Source organism: Streptomyces sp. NPDC040610 (genome assembly GCF_055594065.1).
This window is the reverse complement of sequence record NZ_JBVIXA010000003.1, coordinates 657,897-676,467: the sequence shown is the minus strand read 5'-3', so window position 1 is coordinate 676,467 and position 18,571 is coordinate 657,897. Positions and strand designations below refer to the sequence as shown.

Sequence of the window (18,571 nt, the reverse complement as noted above, 5' to 3'; positions counted from 1 at the left end):
GCGCCCCTGACAAGCCGCCGGACCACGGCGACAACCCCACCCTGCGCCCGGCCGGCAGGCCACGTCGCGCCGATTGACGCCAGTCGTCAATCGGCCACGGCGTTGTCAGTGGCACGGTGCACCATGGGGTCATGAGCGTGAGCATCGACATCACCGGCCTGACGCCGGAGCGGGTCCATGTCGTGCCCTCGCCCCTCGCCGAGCTGGGCATGGCGCTGCACGCGCTGTCCGAGCCCGGTCACCACCCGGGGCTGCAGGGCTGGGCGACGGCCGTCTCCACGCGCCTGGACCCGTGCCTCGCGGACCGCATGTGCGAGGCGGACTTCCTGTGGCGGACGACGTTCTCGGACGTCTTCGCGCCGTTCGCGGGCATCCCCGGCAAGAGCACGCTCCCCGGCGCCACCCTCGCCGAGGAGCTGGACCTCCTGGACAAGCTCACGGACCGCCAGTTCGTGGACGCCGCCCTGGAGTTCACCTGCCAGCTGGCGTACGACACGAATCGCGCCACGGACCCGCTGACCGACCCGGACATGCGCCGGCACGCCCTGGATCTCGCCGCCGCCCGCGGCGACCACCAGGTGCGGTTCACCAAGCGCCTGCTCGACGACCCGCCCGCCGTGCGGGCCTGGTTCCGGCAGCTCATGGAGGACTGCGACGAGGCGTTCTTCGCGGACACCTGGTCGCGGGTCAGCCATCAGCTCGCCGCGGACGCCCGGCACAAGACGGATCTGCTGCGCCGCAAGGGCCTGGGCGAGGCGCTGAGCGCCATCTCCGGAGCGGTGACCCTGGACGAGGAGGCCCGCAGGATCACCATCGACAAGATGGCCGTGGGCCAGACCAGGACGGGCGAGGGCGGCCTGGTCCTGGTGCCGACCAGCCTCGGCTGGCCCCATCTGCTGGTGCTGCACCGGTTCGGCTGGCAGTCCTCGATCACGTATCCGGTGAACTCCCCGGGCCTCTCCGCCCCCGCCTCCGTGGAGCAGCTCACGCGCCGCATGGCCGCGCTGTCCCACCCGGTCCGGATGCGCCTGTGCCGCCACCTGGCCCGCGGGTCGTACACCACGGGGGAGCTGGCCGACGCGCACGGCATGACGGCCCCGGAGATATCCCGGCACCTGAGCGTCCTGAAGAAGGCCGAGCTGATCACGACCCGCCGCCGCGGGCGGTACGTGCAGCACCAGCTCGACCTGGGTGTGGTCTCCCGCCTGGGCAGCGAGTTCATCGAGGGCGTCCTGCGCTGACGCCACCCGGCACGCCGCCCGGGCGCGGGGTCAGCCCGTCCCGCCCCCGGCCCGCACGAGCCCCGTCTCGTAGGCCAGCACCACCACCTGCACCCGGTCGCGCAGCCCGAGCTTGGTGAGGATGCGGCCCACATGCGTCTTCACGGTCGCCTCGGACAGCACGAGCCGCGCCGCGATCTCGCCGTTCGAGAGGCCCTGGGCGACGAGCACCATGACCTCGCGCTCGCGCTCGGTCAGGCGCCCCAGCTCCTTGTGGTGCGGCTGGCTGCCGGTGCCCGGCAGCATCGGGGCGAAGCGGTCGAGCAGCCGCCGCGTCGTGGACGGCGCGACGACCGCGTCGCCGCTGTGCACGGCCCGGATGGCGGCGAGCAGTTCGGCGGGCGGCACGTCCTTCAGCATGAAGCCGGAAGCGCCCGCCTTCAGCCCCGAGAAGGCGTACTCGTCGAGGTCGAAGGTGGTCAGGATCAGCACCTTCGGCGGCTCGGCGGCGGCGCAGATGCGCCGCGTCGTCTCCACGCCGTCCAGCTTCGGCATCCGGACGTCCATCAGGACCACGTCGACCGCCGTGGAGCGCAGCTCCTGCAGCGCCTCGACGCCGTCACCGGCCTCCGCGACGACCTCCATGTCCGGCTGCGCGGCGAGCACCATCCGGAACCCGGTGCGCAGCAGCACCTGGTCGTCGACGAGCATCACGCGGATCGACATCAAGGAGTCCCTTCACGGCCTTTCACGGCCTTCATGGAGCAGTCGTACGTCCATCATCGCGGACGGTGCGGGGGCGCGGAGCGGCGGATGCGCACGGAACGCGCGCGCAGGTGCCCCGACGTACGCGCTGTCAGGGCACTCGTACACGGCGTCAGGTACTGACAGGTGTCAGTGTGCGGGTTTCAGGGGAAGGAGAGCGCTGATGCGGAATCCGCCGCCCGGACGCGGGCCCGCGTCCAGGGTGCCGCCGACCATGCCGACGCGCTCGCGCATGCCGATCAGGCCGTGGCCGCTGCCGTCGGCGCCGCCGTCCTCGTACAGCTCGTGCGGTGCGCCCTTGCCGTCGTCCTCGACGAGCAGCCCCAGGCCGTCGTCGAAGTAGACGAGCCGGACGCTCGCCCCGGCGTTCTCGCCGCCGTGCTTGCGGGTGTTGGTCAGCGCCTCCTGGACGATGCGGTACGCGGTGAGCTCGACGCCGCTGGGCAGCGGGCGCGGGGTGCCCTCCACCCGGAAGTCGACCGGCAGGCCCGCGCCGCGCACCTGCTCTATCAGCTCGTCGAGCTGTTCCACGTCCGGCTGCGGCACGTACTCACCGCTCTCCTCGGGCTCGCCGGTGCGCAGCACGCCGAGCAGCCTGCGCATCTCCGCGAGCGCCTGGCGGCCGGTGCCCGAGATGGTGGCCAGGGCCTGCTTGGCCTGGTCGGGGGCCGCGTCGAGGACGTACGCGGCGCCGTCGGCCTGCACCACCATCACGGAGACGTTGTGCGCGACGACGTCGTGCAGCTCCCGGGCGATGCGGGCGCGCTCGGCGGCGACCGCGACCTTGGACTGCGCCTCGCGCTCCTTCTCCAGGCGGTCCGCGCGCTCCTCCAGCTGGGCCAGGTAGGCGCGGCGGGTGCGGATGGAGTCGCCGAGCACCCAGGCGAGCGCGAACGGCACCACCATGAAGACCGTGAACAGGAGGTTGCCCCAGACCCCCGACGAGCTCTCCGGCCAGCGCAGCTGCGAAAGCGGCGCCGCCGAGAGCCCTCCGACCAGGGCGAACCGCGAGGCCCACCGCGGGCCGTCCGCGGCCGCCGTGTAGATGATCACGAGCATCGCGAAGTTGGCGGGCCCGGGCGGCACGTCGAAGACCATCTGCAGGACGCCGATCCCGGCGGCGAGCACCAGCATCCGGTCGGTCCACCGGCGCCGCAGCGCCACCACGAGGCACAGGCCGATGATGACCGGTATCGACGCGAGGGCAGGGTCGCGGCCGTCAGCCTCCGCGACGGCCACCGCGCCAAGCCCGGAGATCCCGAACAGGACGAACGCCCAGAAGGCGTCGACTCCCGTCGGGTGTCTGCGGAGAAAGTCATAGAGGCGCTGCACGTAACCCAGCGTAGGCAGCCCGTCGGGCCCCTCGGGTCAACCGGAGGTCCGATCCGTACGGCCGCCTCGTACTCCCCAAGGTGGAGGCCCGCTTACCCTTCTCGCTGTGACGAATGAGGCACGGGGAGCGCCGCGAGCGCCAGAAGGCGCGCCGCGCGCCTGGCGGGAAGCCATGGAGGAGGCGCTGTACGGCCCGGAGGGCTTCTACCGGCGCCCGGAGGGACCCGCGGGCCACTTCCGCACCTCCGTGCACGCCTCGCCCCTGTTCTCGGCCGCCGTGGCCCGGCTCCTGTGCCGCGTCGACGCGGCGCTGGGGCACCCCGGGGAGCTGGCGTTCGTGGACATGGGCGCGGGCCGCGGCGAGCTGACGGCGGGCGTCCTCGCGGCGCTGCCCGCGGACGTGGCGGCACGCACGCGCGCGTACGCGGTGGAGCGCGCCGAGCGCCCCGAGGGCATCGACCCGGTGATCGAGTGGCGCGCGGAGCCCCCGGCCGGCGTGACCGGCCTGCTCTTCGCCAACGAGTGGCTCGACAACGTCCCCCTGGACGTGGCCGAGCGGGCCCCCGACGGGGCGGTGCGCCGGGTCCTCGTGCACGCCGACGGCACCGAGGAGCTCGGCGAGCCCGTGGCGGGGCCCGACGCCGCGTGGCTCGCGCGCTGGTGGCCGCTCGGCCCGGAGGCGGGCCTGCGCGCGGAGATCGGCCGCCCCCGGGACGAGGCGTGGACGGCGGCCCTCGCGACGCTCACACGCGGCCTCGCGGTCGCCGTCGACTACGCCCACACCCGCGCCGACCGGCCGCCCTTCGGTACGTTGACGGGCTTTCGCGCGGGCCGCGAGGAGCCGCCCGTCCCGGACGGCAGCCGCGACATCACCGCGCACGTCGCCCTGGACGCGTGCGCCCTGCCCGACGCCCTGCTGCTCACCCAGCGCGCCGCCCTGCGCGCCCTTGGGGTCTCCGGCGACCGCCCGCCCCTGGCCCTCGCCTCCAGCGACCCGGCGGGCTACGTACGGGCCCTGGCCCGCGCGGGCGAGGCGGCGGAGCTGACGGCGGCGGGCGGCCTCGGCGACTTCGCCTGGCTGACGCAGCCGGTCGACATGCCCTTGGGGGACGTACTCACACCCTGACTACGTGTCGATGACCACTAACCGACGACTACTTGCCGATGACCACTTGCCGACGACTACTTATCGACGACTACTTGTCGATGTCGCCGACCACGAAGAACAGCGACCCCAGGATCGCCACCATGTCGGCGACGAGCTGCCCCGGCAGGAGCTCCGCGAGGGCCTGGATGTTGTTGTACGAGGCGGAGCGCAGCTTCAGGCGGTACGGGGTCTTCTCGCCCTTGGACACCAGGTAGTAGCCGTTGATGCCGAGGGGGTTCTCGGTCCAGGCGTACGTGTGGCCCTCGGGGGCCTTGAGGACCTTCGGCAGCCGCTGGTTGATCGGGCCCTGCGGGAGGTCGACGACGCGGTCCAGGCAGGCGTCCGCGAGGTCGAGGGCGTTGTGGGTCTGCTCCAGGAGGCACTCGAAGCGGGCCAGGCAGTCGCCCTCCTCGCGGGTCACCACCTTCAGGACGTCGCCCAGGTCGCCGTACGCCAGATACGGCTCGTCGCGGCGCAGGTCGAAGTCCACTCCGGAGGCGCGGGCGATGGGACCGCTCACTCCGTAGGCGTGCACCGCCTCTCCGGAGAGCACGCCCACACCGCGGGTGCGCCCCCGGAAGATCTCGTTGCCGAGCACGAGCCGGTCGTACACGTCCATGCGCGACCGCACCGAGGCGACGGCCGCCCGCGCGCGCGTGGTCCAGCCCGCGGGCAGGTCCTCCTTGAGGCCGCCGACCCGGTTGAACATGTAGTGCATGCGGCCGCCGGAGATCTCCTCCATGACGTTCTGCAGCTCTTCGCGCTCCCGGAAGGCGTAGAAGACCGGGGTGATGCCGCCGAGCTCCAGGGGGTACGAGCCGAGGAACATCAGGTGGTTCAGGACCCGGTTCAGCTCCGCGAGGAGCGTGCGCGTCCACACCGCGCGCTCGGGCACCTCCATGCCGAGCATCCGCTCGACGGCCATGACCACGCCCAGCTCGTTCGAGAACGCCGACAGCCAGTCGTGGCGGTTGGCCAGCATCACGATCTGGCGGTAGTCGCGCGCCTCGAAGAGCTTCTCCGCGCCGCGGTGCATGTAGCCGATGACCGGCTCCGCGCGCTCGATCCGCTCGCCGTCGAGGACGAGCCGAAGGCGCAGCACGCCGTGCGTGGACGGGTGCTGGGGGCCGATGTTGAGCACCATGTCGGTGCTCTCGGCGGCACCGCCGATGCCGAACGTGGTCTCGGCGGGTTCCGTCGTCCGCGGCGGCCGCGTGCTGGGCGTGTGCTCCGTCGTGGGGCTCATGCCCACAGTCTGTCGTACGCCCGCCGCGGTGCCACGGTCAGATCCCGTACGCGGGGCCGCACCGCTGTCGGATCCCGTACGTAGGCTTGGGGCATGGAGACCGGGACGGGGTCGGGGCCAGGGGGAGCCACGGGGGAGCGCGAGACGCCGCCCGTGTGGACCGGGCTGCCGCGCGGAGTGCTGAACATGCGCCGGATGCTGCTCGTGGTGTGGCTGGTGCCGATCGGGGTGGCGCTCGGCGTACTGCTCGGCCTGTTCGCCGGGCCCGCGTGGGCGGCCTTCGGGGCGCTGCCGCTCGCGCTCACGGCCTGGGGCTGGGTGCTGCTCGGGCGCAACTGGCGCTCGTGGCGGTACGCCGAGCGGGCCGACGACCTCCTCATCAGCCGGGGCGTGCTGTGGCGCGAGGAGACGATCGTGCCGTACGGCCGCATGCAGCTCGTCGAGGTCACGTCCGGCCCCGTGGAGCGGTACTTCGGCCTGGCCGGCGTCCAGCTGCACACGGCCGCGGCCGCCACGGACGCCCGCATCCCCGGCCTCGACCCCCAGGAGGCCGAGCGCCTGCGCGACCGCCTCACGGAGCTGGGCGAGGCCCGATCGGCGGGGCTGTGAGCGGGGCGCGGGAGCGGGAGCAGGACGGGACGGGGGCGCCCGCCGGCGTGCGGCCGCCCTCGGAGGACGGGGGGCCGGGAGGCTCCGACGCCCGGGAAGCCGCAGAGACTGCGGAAGCCTCAGAGGCCACAGAAGCCGCAGAGGCTGCGGAAGCCGCTGGTGAAGCAGGTGCCGCAGGTGCCGCACCTGACACAGGCGGCACAGGAGCCACAGACACAGGCGGCAGAGGCGGCACAGGTGACACCGGTGACACAGGTGGCACAGACGGCACAGGTGACACAGACGGCGCGCAAGGCATTCGAGAGCGACGTCTGCACCCCGTCACGCCCCTGCGCCGCGCCTGGGCGCCGGTCGCGATCCTCGTCGGCTGGGCCTTCCACGACCCGGACGGCACCCAGCGCCGACTGTCCGAGCTGACCGCGACGACGCTCACCCTCGGCGCCACGGCCGTGGTGGTCGGCGGCGCCCTGTACGGCTTTCTGAGCTGGTGGTTCACGCACTTCGCGGTCACGGACACGGAGTTGCGCATCCGCACCGGGCTGCTGTTCCGGCGCACCGCGCACATCCGCCTCGACCGGCTCCAGGCCGTCGACGTGACGCAGCCGCTCGCGGCCCGCCTCGTGGGCGTGGCCAAGCTCAAACTGGACGTGGTCGGCACCGAGAAGAAGGACGAGCTGGCCTACCTCGACGAGAAGCACGCTGCCACGCTGCGCGCCGAACTGCTCGCGCGGGCGGCCGGTTTCGCCCCGGAGACGGCCCGGGAGGTCGGTGAGGCGCCCGCGCGGAACCTGCTGCACGTGGAGCCCCGCATGCTCGCCGTGTCGCTGCTCCTGACCGGCGCGCCCTGGGCGCTCCTGGTGGCCGCGCTCGTCGTGCCGACGTTGCTGTGGCTGATCACGCACAACGCGTGGACGGTGATCGCGACGGCGCTGCCCATGCTGGGTGGGGCGTTCGCGAGCAGTGTGGGCCGGTTCATCGCGGAGTACGACTGGCGGGTGGGCGAGTCGCCCGACGGCCTGCGCATCGACCACGGGCTGCTCGACAAGGCGCACGAGACGGTGCCGCCGGGGCGCGTGCAGACGGTCCACGTGGTCGAGCCGATGCTGTGGCGCCGCCTGGACTGGGTCCGGGTCGAGCTGGACGTGGCGGGTTCGTCCAACAGCGTGCTGGTCCCGGTCGCCCCGCGCGCACTCGCCGAGTCGGTGATCGCCCAGGTCCTTCCCGGGGCCCGGGTACCGGCGGCGAGCGAACTCTCCCGCCCGCCGAAACGCGCGGCCTGGTGCGTCCCGGTGTGGTGGCACGGCTACGGCCTCACGGTCACCGACGCGGTCTTCGCCGCCCGCCACGGCCTGCTCCGCCGCCGCCTCTCCCTGGTCCCGCACGCGAAGGTGCAGAGCGTAAGGCTGGCCCAGGGCCCCTGGGAGCGCTTCAAGGACGTAGCCGACGTGCTGGTGGACACGGGGGCCAACAAGACGGTCACAGCCCGCCTACGAAGCGCGGAGGAGGCCACAGAACTCCTCCGCGCCCAGGCGGAACGCTCCCGGACGGGGCGGCGGGAGGCGCTGCCGGATCGGTGGATGGTGGGTGGGGCGGGGGGTTGAGGGGCGCGGGCGCGCGGGGGCTTTGGCCTGCGGGCGCGGGACGGCTTTGGCCTGCGGGCGCGCGGCGACTCTGCCCCGCAGACGCGGGATGACTCCGGCCTCAGACGCAGAGCGACTCCGGCCCGCAGACGCCGGACGGCCCCGGCCCACGAATGCGGAGCGACTCCGCCCCGCAGGCACCGGTACCACCAACGCCCTGCGGTGCGCCGCGTCCTGCAGAGACGGGTCGGCGGGAGGCGCGCGGCGACCCGGGGACGAGGGCACGCGACACGGCTGGGGCCGAAGGGTGCGCCGCGTCCGGGTGAAACGGGTGGGCGGGTGGGAGATCGGCCGCCGCGCAAGCGGCGGTCGACCCAGGGCGCCCCCGACCAGGGGAACGCTACGCGCGCAGTGCGGTGCGCAGCCCCTCCACGTCGATCTGCTCCGTCTCGTCGTGGGCCGTCAGGTCGATGACCTGACCGACCCCGCGCTCGGCGTCCGTCGCCGCGTCCGACGGCCTGAACTCGGCCTCGGCCTCGGCCTTGTGCACCGCGAGGGCCTCCTCGCCGACGACGTCAGCGAGGTCCTCGTTCTGCACGGCCTCCAGGGCGGCCGGAGCCACACTCTTCGCGGACGTGCTCTTCGTACCGAAGAAGTCGAAGCCGCCCTCACCCGCGGGCCGCCGCGCCCGCGTGGGCGGCACCACGGCCGCCGCGGTGGGAACCGCGAAGTGACCGGCGACCGCACGCTCGTGACCGTGCCCGTCGGCCGCCGCGGGCTTCCCCTGGCCGTCACCGCCGTCCACGTCATCGGGGGCGTCATCGTCGGCGGCGTCGGCGAGCTCGGCGGCGTCGAGGCCGCCCTCCGTCACCGCGGGCCGCGCACCCGCCCGCGCCAGCCGGTCCAGCGCGTCGTTGGCGCGCCCGTACAACGAGGGCGTAGGACTCGCCCCCGGCCGGACCGCGACCCGGGCGCCCCCGGAAGTCTCGGAGCCCTGGACGGAACCAGCCACGTCGACGGACGCAGCGGACACCGCGCCCGCACCCGAAGAAGCCGAATCGACGGACTCCACAGACTCGACGGACTCCACGGACTCCACGGACTCCACGGACTCGACAAGCGAACCGGAACCCACGGACTCAGCAGCCGAAGCGACATCCCCAGCCCCGTCAGCAACCCCGTCAGCAGCCCCATCCGCGGCCCCGTCCACCGCAGCGGACCCGCCCGCCTCACCGTCCTCCGCCCCCGCCCCAGGCGGCAACGCCCGCGTCGGAGTGGTGCCCGTCTCGATGGCGAGCAGGCGCCGCCCCTCAAGGGCGCTGGCCCGCTCCGTCTCCGCCGTCGCGTACCGCCGCAGCAGCGCCGCGTGCTCGTTGCGGAGCGCCGCGAGCTCGGCCCGCTTGGAGCGCAGCTTGGCCTCCAGCTTGGAGCGCAGCTCGCGCGACTCCTCCAGGTCGGACTCGGCCTCGGCTATGCGCTCGTCGTAGCGCCACTCGTCGCTCGCCCGGGCGCGGCTCAGCTCGGCGACGCGTTTGCCCGCCGACCGGTCCCACTGGCGCATGACGACCGAGCCGATGACGGCACTCGCGGCCGCCGCGGCGACGAGGCCGCGCAGCACGACTGGTTCCGCGAACATCCAGGCGCCGCCGGCGCAGACGAGGGAGAAGCCTGCGACCGCCGACGGAGGAAGCAGCCTGTGCAGTGGTGGGGAATGGCGGTGACGTCCACGTGGCATGGCCAGAAACTTACCGCGCGTAGGCGAAGTCTGGTGCCCCGCCCGCCAAATTCCCGGTACCCCCACCACAACTCCCCACCCCGCCGAGCCACTTCCTCTGGAAGCGTCACTCCATCTCCTCCGCGCGGATTCCGCAACCCGGCGCGCGCCGCTTCCGCATTCCGCCGCGAAGGCTCCCCGAGGATCCGGAGTTCGGCCTGGCCCGGGACCGCGCGGAGCGCGCGCCCGGGCCGTCCGGGGGCCTACTTCTTGATCAGCCCCTTCGACTCCAGATACTCCTTGGCGACATCCGCTTCCTTCTCCCGCTCGGCGTCGACCTTGCGGTTGAGTTCGATGAGATCGTCGGTCGTGAGGGTCTTGGTGACCTTGGCGAGGGCGGCGGCTATCTTCTTGTCGCCCGCCGACTTCTCGTTGACCACGGGGAGGATGTTGTCGGCGTTCTGGAGCTTCTTGTCGTCCTCCAGGATCACGAGGCCGAAGTTCTTCAGCGTCGCGTCCGTGGTCGTCGTCAGGACGAGTTGGTCCGTGCCGTTCTTCACGGCCTGCTTGGACTGGGTGGTGCCGACGCCCTTGGGGTCGATTCCGGAGACGTCGATGCCGTACTTCTTCTTGAGGCCGGGCGCGCAGAACGGCCGCGTCTCGCATTCGTCACCGGCGGCGATCCGGACCTTCTCGCCGGACTTTCCAAGATCGGAAAGCGTCTTGAGCTTGTGCTCCTTGGCGTAATCCTCGGTCACCGCGAAGGCGTTCTGGTCCACGGCCTCACCGGCCGGGAGTGCCTTCAGACCGCGCGCCCCGGCGAGCTTGGTGAGCTGACCGTAGGTCGCGTCGAGATCGCTGGAGGCGACCGGATCGGCGTCCGCGCCGTTCTTCTTCAGGTTGAGGAATTCCGTGAGCGTGGCCGCGTATTCGGGCGCCACGTCGATGGTGCCCTTCTTCAGCTCGGGCTCGTACACCTCGCGGTTCTGGACGGTCTTGACCGACGCGTCGTACCCGGCGTCGCGCAGGACGCCCGCGTACAGCTCGGCCAGCACCTTCTGCTCGGTGAACCGCGCCGAGCCCACCACGATCTCGCCCTTGCCGCCGCCGTCGGACCCCTTGTCGTCCTCCAGGCTGTCGCCGCCGCACGCGGTGAGACCCGCGGTCAGCGCCACGACGGCCGCTGCCGCCCCTGCCATCCGTCGCGCGCGACGCGTCCTGCTGTTCATCGGTGAACCACCATTTCGAGAGTTTCCACATCAAGCGTCAAGAAGGGCCCCGGCCCGAACGGGCGGAGCCGACACGGAGCGCCCCGCCACTCACTCGCTCACACGGGACCGCCCCCGCATGGGATCGAAGACCCACCCGGCGAGGACCAGGACACCCTCCACGGCCAGCGCGAGCAGCGCCACCAGGAAGGCGCCCGCGACGACCTGCGGGGTGTTCTGGAGGTTGAACCCGGCCGTGATGATCCGCCCGAGGCCCCCCTCCCCCGCCATCGCGGCGAGCGTCGCCGTGGCGACGACCTGCACCGCCGCCGACCGGACGCCCGCCATGATCAGCGGGTACGCCAGCGGCAGTTCGACGCGTGCGAAGAGCTGCCGCCCGCTCATGCCCATGCCGCGCGCCGCCTCGACCACCGACCGGTCCACCTCGCGCATGCCGATGTAGGCGTTGGTGAGCAGCGGCGGCACCGCGAACAGGACGAGCGCGATCAGCGTCGGCAGGTCCCCGTGCTCGCCGAGCGGGGTGAGCGTGAGCAGGATGAGGACGGCGAGCGTGGGCACCGCACGGCCCACGTTGGAGATGTTCACCGCGAGCGCGCCGCCCTTGCCGATGTGGCCGAGCAGCATGGCGAGCGGCAGCGCGATCAGGCAGGCCACGGCGAGGCACACGCCGCTGAAGTACAGGTGCTCGGCGAGCCGGTGCCACACCCCCTTCTCGCCCTGCCAGTTGGCCGACGTGGTCAGCCAGTCGTAGGCACCGGATATCGCGTTCATACGGGCTCAGCCACCTTGGCCACGCTGTTGGCCGCGTCCGCCTTGCGCGCGAAGCGGCCCGGTCGTATTCGATGAGCTCGCGTCCAGGGCGTCAGGAGCCGCTGGAGGGCGAGGAGCAGCAGGTCGGCCGCGATGGCGAGCACGACGCACAGCGCCGATGCCGTGAGCACCTGCGCCTTGAACTGGGTGTCGAGGCCGTCGAGGATCAGCGTGCCGAGGCCGCCGTAGTCCACGATGGCGCCGACGGTGGTGAGGGCGACCGTGGAGACCGTCGTGATCCGCACCCCCGCGAGCAACGCCGGAAGTGCGAGAGGCAATTCCACTTCCCACAGCAGTCGCAGCGGGCCGTATCCCATCCCTTTGGCGGCTTCTCTGGCTTCTTCGGGGACCGCCTGGAGTCCCGCGAGGATGTTCCGCACGAGGATCGTCAGCGAATACAGCACGAGGCCCGTGACGACCAGGGACGCGGACAGGCCGAAGAAGGGCAGCAGCAGCGAGAACATCGCCAGGGACGGAATCGAGTACAGCACCGTGGTCACGCCGAGAATCGGGGCCGCGAGGAAGCGCCAGCGGCGCGCGAGCAGCGCGAGGGGCAGCGCGACCGCCACTCCTATCGCCACCGAGGAAGCCGTGATCGCCACGTGCTCCACCGTCGCGTCGATCAATTCCTGGCTGCGGGAACGGACGTACTCACCGCAGATCCAGTCGTTCGCCACCAGGCAGTCGCGCTTGCTCACCCGCCCCGCCTCCCCCGAAAGCCCGTCACCATGCCCACCCGTACACGTGCCGAAAGCCACATGTTCCGCTGTCTGGCGACCCTAACCCCGAGCACTGACAATCACCGAGACGCCGAGAGGCTCTTCGTGCCGGTGCAACACGGCCTTCACAGAACACGCGCCACAATGGGGAATCATGATCCGGTTCGAGAACGTGACCAAGCGGTACGCGGACGGCACAACGGCCGTCGACGACCTGTCCTTCGAGGTGGGCGAGGGTGAACTGGTCACGCTCGTCGGCCCGTCGGGCTGTGGCAAGACCACGACGATGAAAATGGTGAACCGGCTCATCGAGCCCACCAGCGGGCGGATATTCCTCGACGGCGACGACATATCCGGAATCGACCCCGTCCAACTCCGCCGCCGAATCGGCTATGTCATCCAGCAGGTCGGTCTGTTCCCGCACAAGACGGTCCTGGACAACACGGCGACCGTCCCGCACCTGCTCGGCGTGAAGCGCGCCAAGGCCCGCGAGCGCGCCGCCGAACTGCTCGACCTCGTCGGCCTCGACCCGTCGACCTTCGGCGACCGCTACCCCGAGCAGCTCTCCGGCGGCCAGCGCCAACGCGTCGGCGTGGCCCGGGCGCTGGCGGCCGACCCGCCCGTGCTGCTGATGGACGAGCCGTTCGGCGCGGTCGACCCGGTGGTGCGCGAGCATCTGCAGAACGAGTTCCTCCGCCTCCAGCAGGCCGTGCGCAAGACCGTGCTCTTCGTCACGCACGACATCGAGGAGGCCGTCCGCCTCGGCGACCGCATCGCCGTCTACGGCCACGGCCGCATCGAGCAGTTCGACACTCCCTCGACCGTCCTCGGCGCCCCCGCGACCGAGTACGTCGCCGACTTCGTGGGCGCGGACCGGGGTCTGAAGCGGCTTTCGGTGACCCCCATCGAGGAGGGCGACCTGGAGCAGCCGCCCGTCGTGCACCTCGACGACCCGCTGCCCAAGGAGTTCGACGCGGACGCCCGCTGGGCCGTCGTCCTGGACGGCGAGAACAACCTGCACGGCTGGCTCTCCGCCGAGCACGCGCGCGTGGGCACCGGCACGGTGCGCGCGCACGCGCGCCGGATGGAGGCGTGGCTGCCGGTGGGCGCGAGCCTGAAGCAGGCGTTCTCGACGATGCTCCAGCACGACGCGGGCTGGATCGCGGTCATCGACGAGAAGAGCGAGGGCCGGTTCCTCGGGGTGCTGACCCCGGCCCGGCTGCACGAGGCGCTGCGCCGCTCGACGGCGGCGGACGCGCGGGACATCCCGCGCGACGCGGTGGAGCTGGAGACGGTGGCCTCGGTGCCGGGAGCCTGACCCCCGGCACCGGGCGCCCGGCGTCAGCGCACGTCCGACCCTCCGGTCAGCCGTCCGCTCATCCACACCAGCGACGCCGGGATCTCACGCCGCCAGGTGTTGAAGTTGTGGCCCCCGCTCTCCAGCGTGATCGACGACACACGGGTCGGCGCCTTGACCTTGTCGATGAACTTCTTGGTGTCCTTGAAGTTGCCCTCGCCCTTCTTGCTGGTGGTCACCAGCAGGGAGGTCTTGGGCGGCGGCATGTGGTCGAGGTACCACATCAGGTCCGCGCGCCGCTCCAGGTCCTTGTCCCCGTGGAACAGGTTGCCCGTCGTCACGTCCTGGGCCGCCTTGTAGTAGGCGGAGAGGCCGACTCCGGCGCCGTACACACCGGGGTGGTGCATGGCCAGCTTCAGGGCGCAGTAGCCGCCCGTGGAGTCGCCGATGATGCCCCAGCTGTCGGGCTTCTTGCCGACCCGGTAGTGGTCGGTGATGGCGTCGGGCAGGTCCTTGGCGAAGAACGTCTCGGACTGCGGGCCGCCGGGGATGTCGACGCACTCGGTGTCCCGGGGCGGCGCCACCGTCGGCCGCAGCATGACCAGGATCATCGGCTGCATCTTGCCGTCCTTGACCTGCCGGTGCGCCGTCTGCGGGTAGTGCAGGCCCTTGATCAGGGCTTCCGCGGTGCCGGGGTAGCCGGTGAGGACCGCGGCCGCGGGGAACGTGCGGTGCTTGTACTGCGGCTGGAAGTACTCCGGCGGCAGATACACGTACGCCGGGCTGGCGATCCTGGAGTTCCGGCCCTGGATGTCGATCTTCTGGATCTGTCCGCCCACACGGGGGATGCCGCCGCCGGGTACGTCCACGGACTTGGTGTCGACCACCCGGACGGGCCCCTTCTCGCCCTTCATGGCGTCGTGGTCGACGACCACGCCCTGCGCCGTCTCCTGGCCGAAGAGGTCGGCCCAGGTGGCGTAGAAGCCGAACGCCTGGTTGGCGGAGAGGCCGACCGACGCGAAGACGGCCAGCTGTGTGGCGAGCAGCAGCCCGACGCGGCCGGTGACGGCGCGCCAGCTGCGGCGTGCGAGCCGCGGCCACAGCCAGATCGTGCCGATGAACAGCAGCACGGCCAGCGCTACCGCAAGTGCCAGCACATTATTGCTCGTGAGACCCATGGGATGATCCTGCCTGCGCTTTCTGCCTGTTCTCTTCCCGGGGGGCGGAACCGTCGGCTCCAGACGAGCGACGTTCCTTTTCCGCCAGCTTTACACCGGTTTTCCGGCCGGGAGTGAACCCGTGTCCCCGAAGGACCGTCCTAGAGGGCGCAATATCACCGGACGCCACCTTTGGCACCGGATGGAAGCTCTCTCGCAGAACTACGGGATGCGATGTCTGTCAGGATAGATGGGGAAATGTCGGGTGTGGTTCCAGGAGGCAACGACGGCAGCGACCGGGGGCCGCGCCGGTTCTTCCGCGGCCCCCGCCCCGAAGCCGTCCCGGTCCTCGCAGCGAGAATCTGCACCCTCGTCGCGCTGCTGAACATCGCGGCCGGTGTGTTCCCCCGCTTCCGGCGCAGCCGGCTGCACACCTTCGCGGAGGTCCTGCCGGGCGCGCTCGGCCCCTTCGCGGCCGCGCTCGCGCTGAGCTGCGGCGTCCTGCTGCTCCTGCTCGCGCACGGGCTGCGGCGGCACAAGCGCCGGGCGTGGCGCGCCGCGGTGGTGCTGCTCCCCGCGGGCGCGGTGGCGCAGTTCGCGTACCGGCACTCCTTCATCGGCGCGGCGATCTCGCTCGCGCTGCTCGCGCTGCTGCTGCGCCATCGCGGCGAGTTCGCCGCGCTGCCCGACCCGCGCAGCCGCTGGCGTGCCCTTGCCAACTTCGTCCTCCTGGGCGCCGGCTCCATCGCGCTCGGCCTGGTCATCGTCAGCGTCCACCCGAAGAAGGTCGTCGGCGACCCGAGCATCTCGGAGCGCCTCGCCCATGTGCTGTACGGCCTGTTCGGCTTCGAGGGGCCGGTCGACTACACCGGCAACACCTCCTGGACCGTCGGCTTCTCCCTCGGCGCCCTCGGCATGCTGACCGCCCTCACCACCATCTACCTGGCCTTCCGCCCCGAGCACCCGGCGGCGCGGCTCACCCAGGACGACGAGAGCCGGCTGCGCGAGCTGCTCGCCAAGCACGGCGGCCGGGACTCCCTCGGCCACTTCGCCCTGCGCCGCGACAAGGGCGTCGTGTTCTCGCCCAGCGGCAAGGCCGCCGTCACCTATCGCGTCGTCTCCGGTGTGATGCTCGCCTCAGGCGACCCGATCGGCGACGTGGAGGCCTGGCCGGGCGCCATCGAGCGCTTCATGGACGAGGCCAAGGCGCACTCCTGGACGCCCGCCGTCATGGGCTGCTCCGAGACCGGCGGCGAGGTCTGGACCCGCGAGACGGGCCTGGACGCCCTGGAGCTCGGGGACGAGGCGGTGGTGGATGTCGCGGATTTCTCCCTGTCCGGGCGCGCGATGCGCAACGTGCGCCAGATGGTCAAGCGGATCGAGCGCAATGGCTACGAGACGCGCGTGCGGCGCATCCGTGACCTCGGCGAGAAGGAGCTGGAGCGCATCCAGCGCGCCGCCGAGGACTGGCGCGGAACCGACACCGAGCGCGGCTTCTCCATGGCCCTCGGCCGCATCGGCGACCCGAACGACGGCGACTGTCTGATAGCGACGGCCCACAAGGCCGACGAGAAGCCCGGCCCCTACGGCGACCTGAAGGCCGTCATCCACTTCGTGCCGTGGGGCAAGGACGGTGTGTCCCTGGAGCTGATGCGCCGCGACCGCTCAGCCGACCCGGGCATGAACGAGCTGCTCATCGTCGCCGCCCTGCAGGCCGCGCCGAAGCTCGGCATCGAGCGGATCTCCCTGAACTTCGCGATGTTCCGGGCCGCGCTCGCGCGCGGCGAGAAGCTGGGGGCTGGCCCGGTCCTGCGGGCCTGGCGCGGCCTGCTCGTGTTCCTGTCGCGCTGGTTCCAGATCGAGTCGCTGTACAAGTTCAACGCGAAGTTCCGGCCGCGCTGGGAGCCCCGCTTCGTCGTCTACCGCTCCAGCCGCGACCTGCCGCGGATCGGCTTCGCAGCGATGCAGGCCGAGGGATTCGTGACGTTCGGCCTGCCGCGCTTCCTGCGCCGTGCCATCGCGCAGCGGCGCCCCTGCCCGCACCAGACGGCCCAGACCGCCGAGCGGGAGGTACGGGCGGCGTAACGGCCGTCCGCTCGGGCCTAGGCTTGAGGCATGAGTACGTTGCGCGGGCGGGGAACGGTCGAGGGTCTGCCTCAGTGGGACCGGTGTGCGGTCATGGGGGTGGTGAACGTGACCCCCGACTCCTTCTCCGACGGCGGCCGGTGGTTCGACACCACGGCCGCCGTCAAGCACGGCATCGACCTGGTCGCCCAGGGCGCCGACCTGGTCGACGTGGGCGGCGAGTCGACCCGCCCCGGCGCCCCGCGCGTGGACGAGGACGAGGAGCTGCGGCGCGTCGTCCCCGTCGTACGGGGCCTGGCCGCCGAGGGCGTCACGGTCTCCGTGGACACCATGCGGGCCCGGGTGGCCCGGCAGGCACTCGCCGCGGGCGCGGTGCTCGTGAACGACGTCTCCGGAGGCCTCGCCGACCCGGACATGGTGCCGTCGGTCGCGGCCGCCCAGGCGCCGTTCGTGGTCATGCACTGGCGCGGCTTCCTCACCGACATCCACGCCCGGCCCGTGTACGCGGACGTGGTCTCCGAAGTCGTCGACGAGCTCCACGCGCGCGTGGAGGCCGCCATCGACGGCGGGATCGCCCCCGAGCGCATCGTCGTCGACCCGGGCCTCGGCTTCTCCAAGGACGCCGAACACGACCTGGCCCTCCTCGCCCGCCTCGACCGGCTGCACACGCTCGGCCGCCCCGTCCTGGTCGCCGCGTCCCGCAAGCGTTTCCTCGGCCGGGTCCTCGCGGGCCCCGAGGGCGCGCCGCCGCCCGCGCGGGAGCGCGACGCGGCCACGGCCGCGGTGTCCGCGATCGCCGCGCACCAGGGCGCCTGGGCGGTGCGGGTGCACGAGGTGCGGGCCACGGCGGACGCGGTGCGGGTCGCGCGGGCGGTCACCGGCGCGGCCGGGGAGGCGGGCGCTCAGTGACGCGCGCGCGAACGGATGTCGAGCAGGTCGAGCTCGCCAACACCGCCTTCTACGAGGCCTTGGAGCGCGGTGACTTCGACGGCGTGTCGGACCTGTGGCTGGACGCCGGGGACCTCGCCGACGCGGAGACGTACACCGGGCCGCAGGACGCGGACGACGACACCGGCGCGGCGGCCGAAGGGGGCCCCGCCCACCCCGAGAGCGCCGACGACGCCGACGACGGCGCGGACGCGGCCTCGGACGGGCCCGCCATCTCTTGCGTGCACCCGGGCTGGCCGGTGCTGACAGGCCGCGGCGAGGTCCTCAGGTCGTACGCGCTGATCATGGCCAACACGGAGTACATCCAGTTCTTCCTCACCGACCTGCGCGTCAGCGTGGCCGGTGACACGGCCCTGGTGACCTGCACGGAGAACATCCTCAGCGGGGGCCCGGCGCCGCAGGAGGGCGACGAGCTGGGGCCGCTCGTGGGGCAGCTCGTGGTCGCCACGAATGTGTTCCGGCGCACGGCCGACGGCTGGAAGCTGTGGTCGCACCACGCGTCACCCGTGCTTGCCGAATCCGGTGACGAAGAGGACGACGAGACACCCGCATGAGTGGTGGCGGGTTGCCGCCGAGTGGGTAGGGGCACCCGCGAACCGTCGCGGGAGGGCCCTCCGGCGGCCCCGCGGGCGAACACTGTCGGTGCTCGCAGGTAGATTCGAATGTGGCTGGTGTGCCGACCGCACTCGGCGGAACCGGCCGATACCGACGAC

The 18,571-nt window shown here is 72.1% G+C and carries 16 protein-coding genes; 8 read left to right on the top strand and 8 right to left on the bottom strand.

What is annotated here, in order from left to right; translation table 11 throughout:
* Positions 1–131 precede the first annotated feature (131 nt).
* Positions 132–1,241, top strand: coding sequence for a DUF5937 family protein (locus ACZ6AA_RS15725; protein WP_468460069.1), 1,110 nt, complete (start codon positions 132–134; stop codon positions 1,239–1,241).
* Between the two features lie 30 nt (positions 1,242–1,271).
* On the opposite strand, the gene ACZ6AA_RS15720 is transcribed toward ACZ6AA_RS15725, so the two are convergent.
* Together ACZ6AA_RS15720 and ACZ6AA_RS15715 are read right to left on the bottom strand one after the other, a co-directional pair.
* The gene (locus ACZ6AA_RS15720) at positions 1,272–1,946 is read right to left on the bottom strand and encodes a response regulator transcription factor (protein ID WP_030361035.1); all 675 of its coding nucleotides are present in this window, start codon (positions 1,944–1,946) and stop codon (positions 1,272–1,274) included.
* A 168-nt stretch (positions 1,947–2,114) separates the two neighbouring features.
* The gene (locus ACZ6AA_RS15715; protein WP_471458425.1) at positions 2,115–3,317 is read right to left on the bottom strand and encodes a sensor histidine kinase; all 1,203 of its coding nucleotides are present in this window, start codon (positions 3,315–3,317) and stop codon (positions 2,115–2,117) included.
* Positions 3,318–3,489: 172 nt separating this feature from the next.
* Here ACZ6AA_RS15715 and ACZ6AA_RS15710 point away from each other — a divergent pair, with 172 nt between their 5' ends.
* Positions 3,490–4,443, top strand: coding sequence for an SAM-dependent methyltransferase (locus tag ACZ6AA_RS15710; RefSeq protein ID WP_468482974.1), 954 nt, complete (start codon positions 3,490–3,492; stop codon positions 4,441–4,443).
* Positions 4,444–4,513: 70 nt separating this feature from the next.
* Here the strand turns inward: ACZ6AA_RS15710 and ACZ6AA_RS15705 are convergent, their stop codons facing one another.
* Complete coding sequence (locus ACZ6AA_RS15705) at positions 4,514–5,710, bottom strand: NADH-quinone oxidoreductase subunit D (protein WP_468482950.1); 1,197 nt, start codon at positions 5,708–5,710, stop codon at positions 4,514–4,516.
* A 93-nt stretch (positions 5,711–5,803) separates the two neighbouring features.
* Between ACZ6AA_RS15705 and ACZ6AA_RS15700 the strand changes: the two genes are divergently transcribed.
* Both ACZ6AA_RS15700 and ACZ6AA_RS15695 read left to right on the top strand, forming a co-directional pair.
* Complete coding sequence (locus tag ACZ6AA_RS15700) at positions 5,804–6,319, top strand: PH domain-containing protein (RefSeq protein WP_468460075.1); 516 nt, start codon at positions 5,804–5,806, stop codon at positions 6,317–6,319.
* Positions 6,320–6,615: 296 nt separating this feature from the next.
* Entirely contained in the window at positions 6,616–7,920 is a 1,305-nt protein-coding gene (locus tag ACZ6AA_RS15695; protein ID WP_471458482.1) for a PH domain-containing protein, read from the top strand.
* A 379-nt stretch (positions 7,921–8,299) separates the two neighbouring features.
* On the opposite strand, the gene ACZ6AA_RS15690 is transcribed toward ACZ6AA_RS15695, so the two are convergent.
* The 4 genes from ACZ6AA_RS15690 to ACZ6AA_RS15675 form a co-directional block, all read right to left on the bottom strand.
* Entirely contained in the window at positions 8,300–9,634 is a 1,335-nt protein-coding gene (locus ACZ6AA_RS15690; protein ID WP_471458422.1) for a coiled-coil domain-containing protein, read from the bottom strand.
* Between the two features lie 242 nt (positions 9,635–9,876).
* Positions 9,877–10,842: an ABC transporter substrate-binding protein gene (locus ACZ6AA_RS15685; protein WP_468460079.1), complete on the bottom strand. Its 966-nt coding sequence runs from the start codon at positions 10,840–10,842 to the stop codon at positions 9,877–9,879.
* 90 nt (positions 10,843–10,932) lie between these two features.
* A complete protein-coding gene (locus tag ACZ6AA_RS15680) occupies positions 10,933–11,613 on the bottom strand; it encodes an ABC transporter permease (protein WP_471458420.1) in 681 nt (226 codons plus the stop codon).
* A complete protein-coding gene (locus ACZ6AA_RS15675) occupies positions 11,610–12,350 on the bottom strand; it encodes an ABC transporter permease (protein ID WP_468460081.1) in 741 nt (246 codons plus the stop codon). The genes ACZ6AA_RS15680 and ACZ6AA_RS15675 overlap by 4 nt, the downstream gene beginning before the upstream one ends.
* A 175-nt stretch (positions 12,351–12,525) precedes the next feature.
* Here ACZ6AA_RS15675 and ACZ6AA_RS15670 point away from each other — a divergent pair, with 175 nt between their 5' ends.
* Positions 12,526–13,689 (top strand): ABC transporter ATP-binding protein, encoded by a 1,164-nt coding sequence (locus tag ACZ6AA_RS15670; protein WP_468460083.1) that lies wholly within the window; start codon positions 12,526–12,528, stop codon positions 13,687–13,689.
* A gap of 23 nt (positions 13,690–13,712) precedes the next feature.
* Here the strand turns inward: ACZ6AA_RS15670 and ACZ6AA_RS15665 are convergent, their stop codons facing one another.
* A complete protein-coding gene (locus tag ACZ6AA_RS15665) occupies positions 13,713–14,846 on the bottom strand; it encodes an alpha/beta hydrolase (protein ID WP_468460085.1) in 1,134 nt (377 codons plus the stop codon).
* A gap of 237 nt (positions 14,847–15,083) precedes the next feature.
* Here ACZ6AA_RS15665 and ACZ6AA_RS15660 point away from each other — a divergent pair, with 237 nt between their 5' ends.
* From ACZ6AA_RS15660 to ACZ6AA_RS15650, 3 genes are read left to right on the top strand one after another with little or no spacing between them, the layout of a single operon-like run.
* A complete protein-coding gene (locus tag ACZ6AA_RS15660) occupies positions 15,084–16,910 on the top strand; it encodes a phosphatidylglycerol lysyltransferase domain-containing protein (protein ID WP_468460087.1) in 1,827 nt (608 codons plus the stop codon).
* A gap of 30 nt (positions 16,911–16,940) precedes the next feature.
* The gene (folP, locus tag ACZ6AA_RS15655; protein ID WP_468460089.1) at positions 16,941–17,819 is read left to right on the top strand and encodes a dihydropteroate synthase; all 879 of its coding nucleotides are present in this window, start codon (positions 16,941–16,943) and stop codon (positions 17,817–17,819) included.
* Positions 17,816–18,412 carry a nuclear transport factor 2 family protein gene (locus ACZ6AA_RS15650; RefSeq protein ID WP_468460091.1) on the top strand — a complete coding sequence of 199 codons (597 nt, stop codon included), beginning with the start codon at positions 17,816–17,818 and terminating at the stop codon, positions 18,410–18,412. Before folP ends, ACZ6AA_RS15650 begins: the two co-directional genes overlap by 4 nt.
* Positions 18,413–18,571 lie beyond the last annotated feature (159 nt).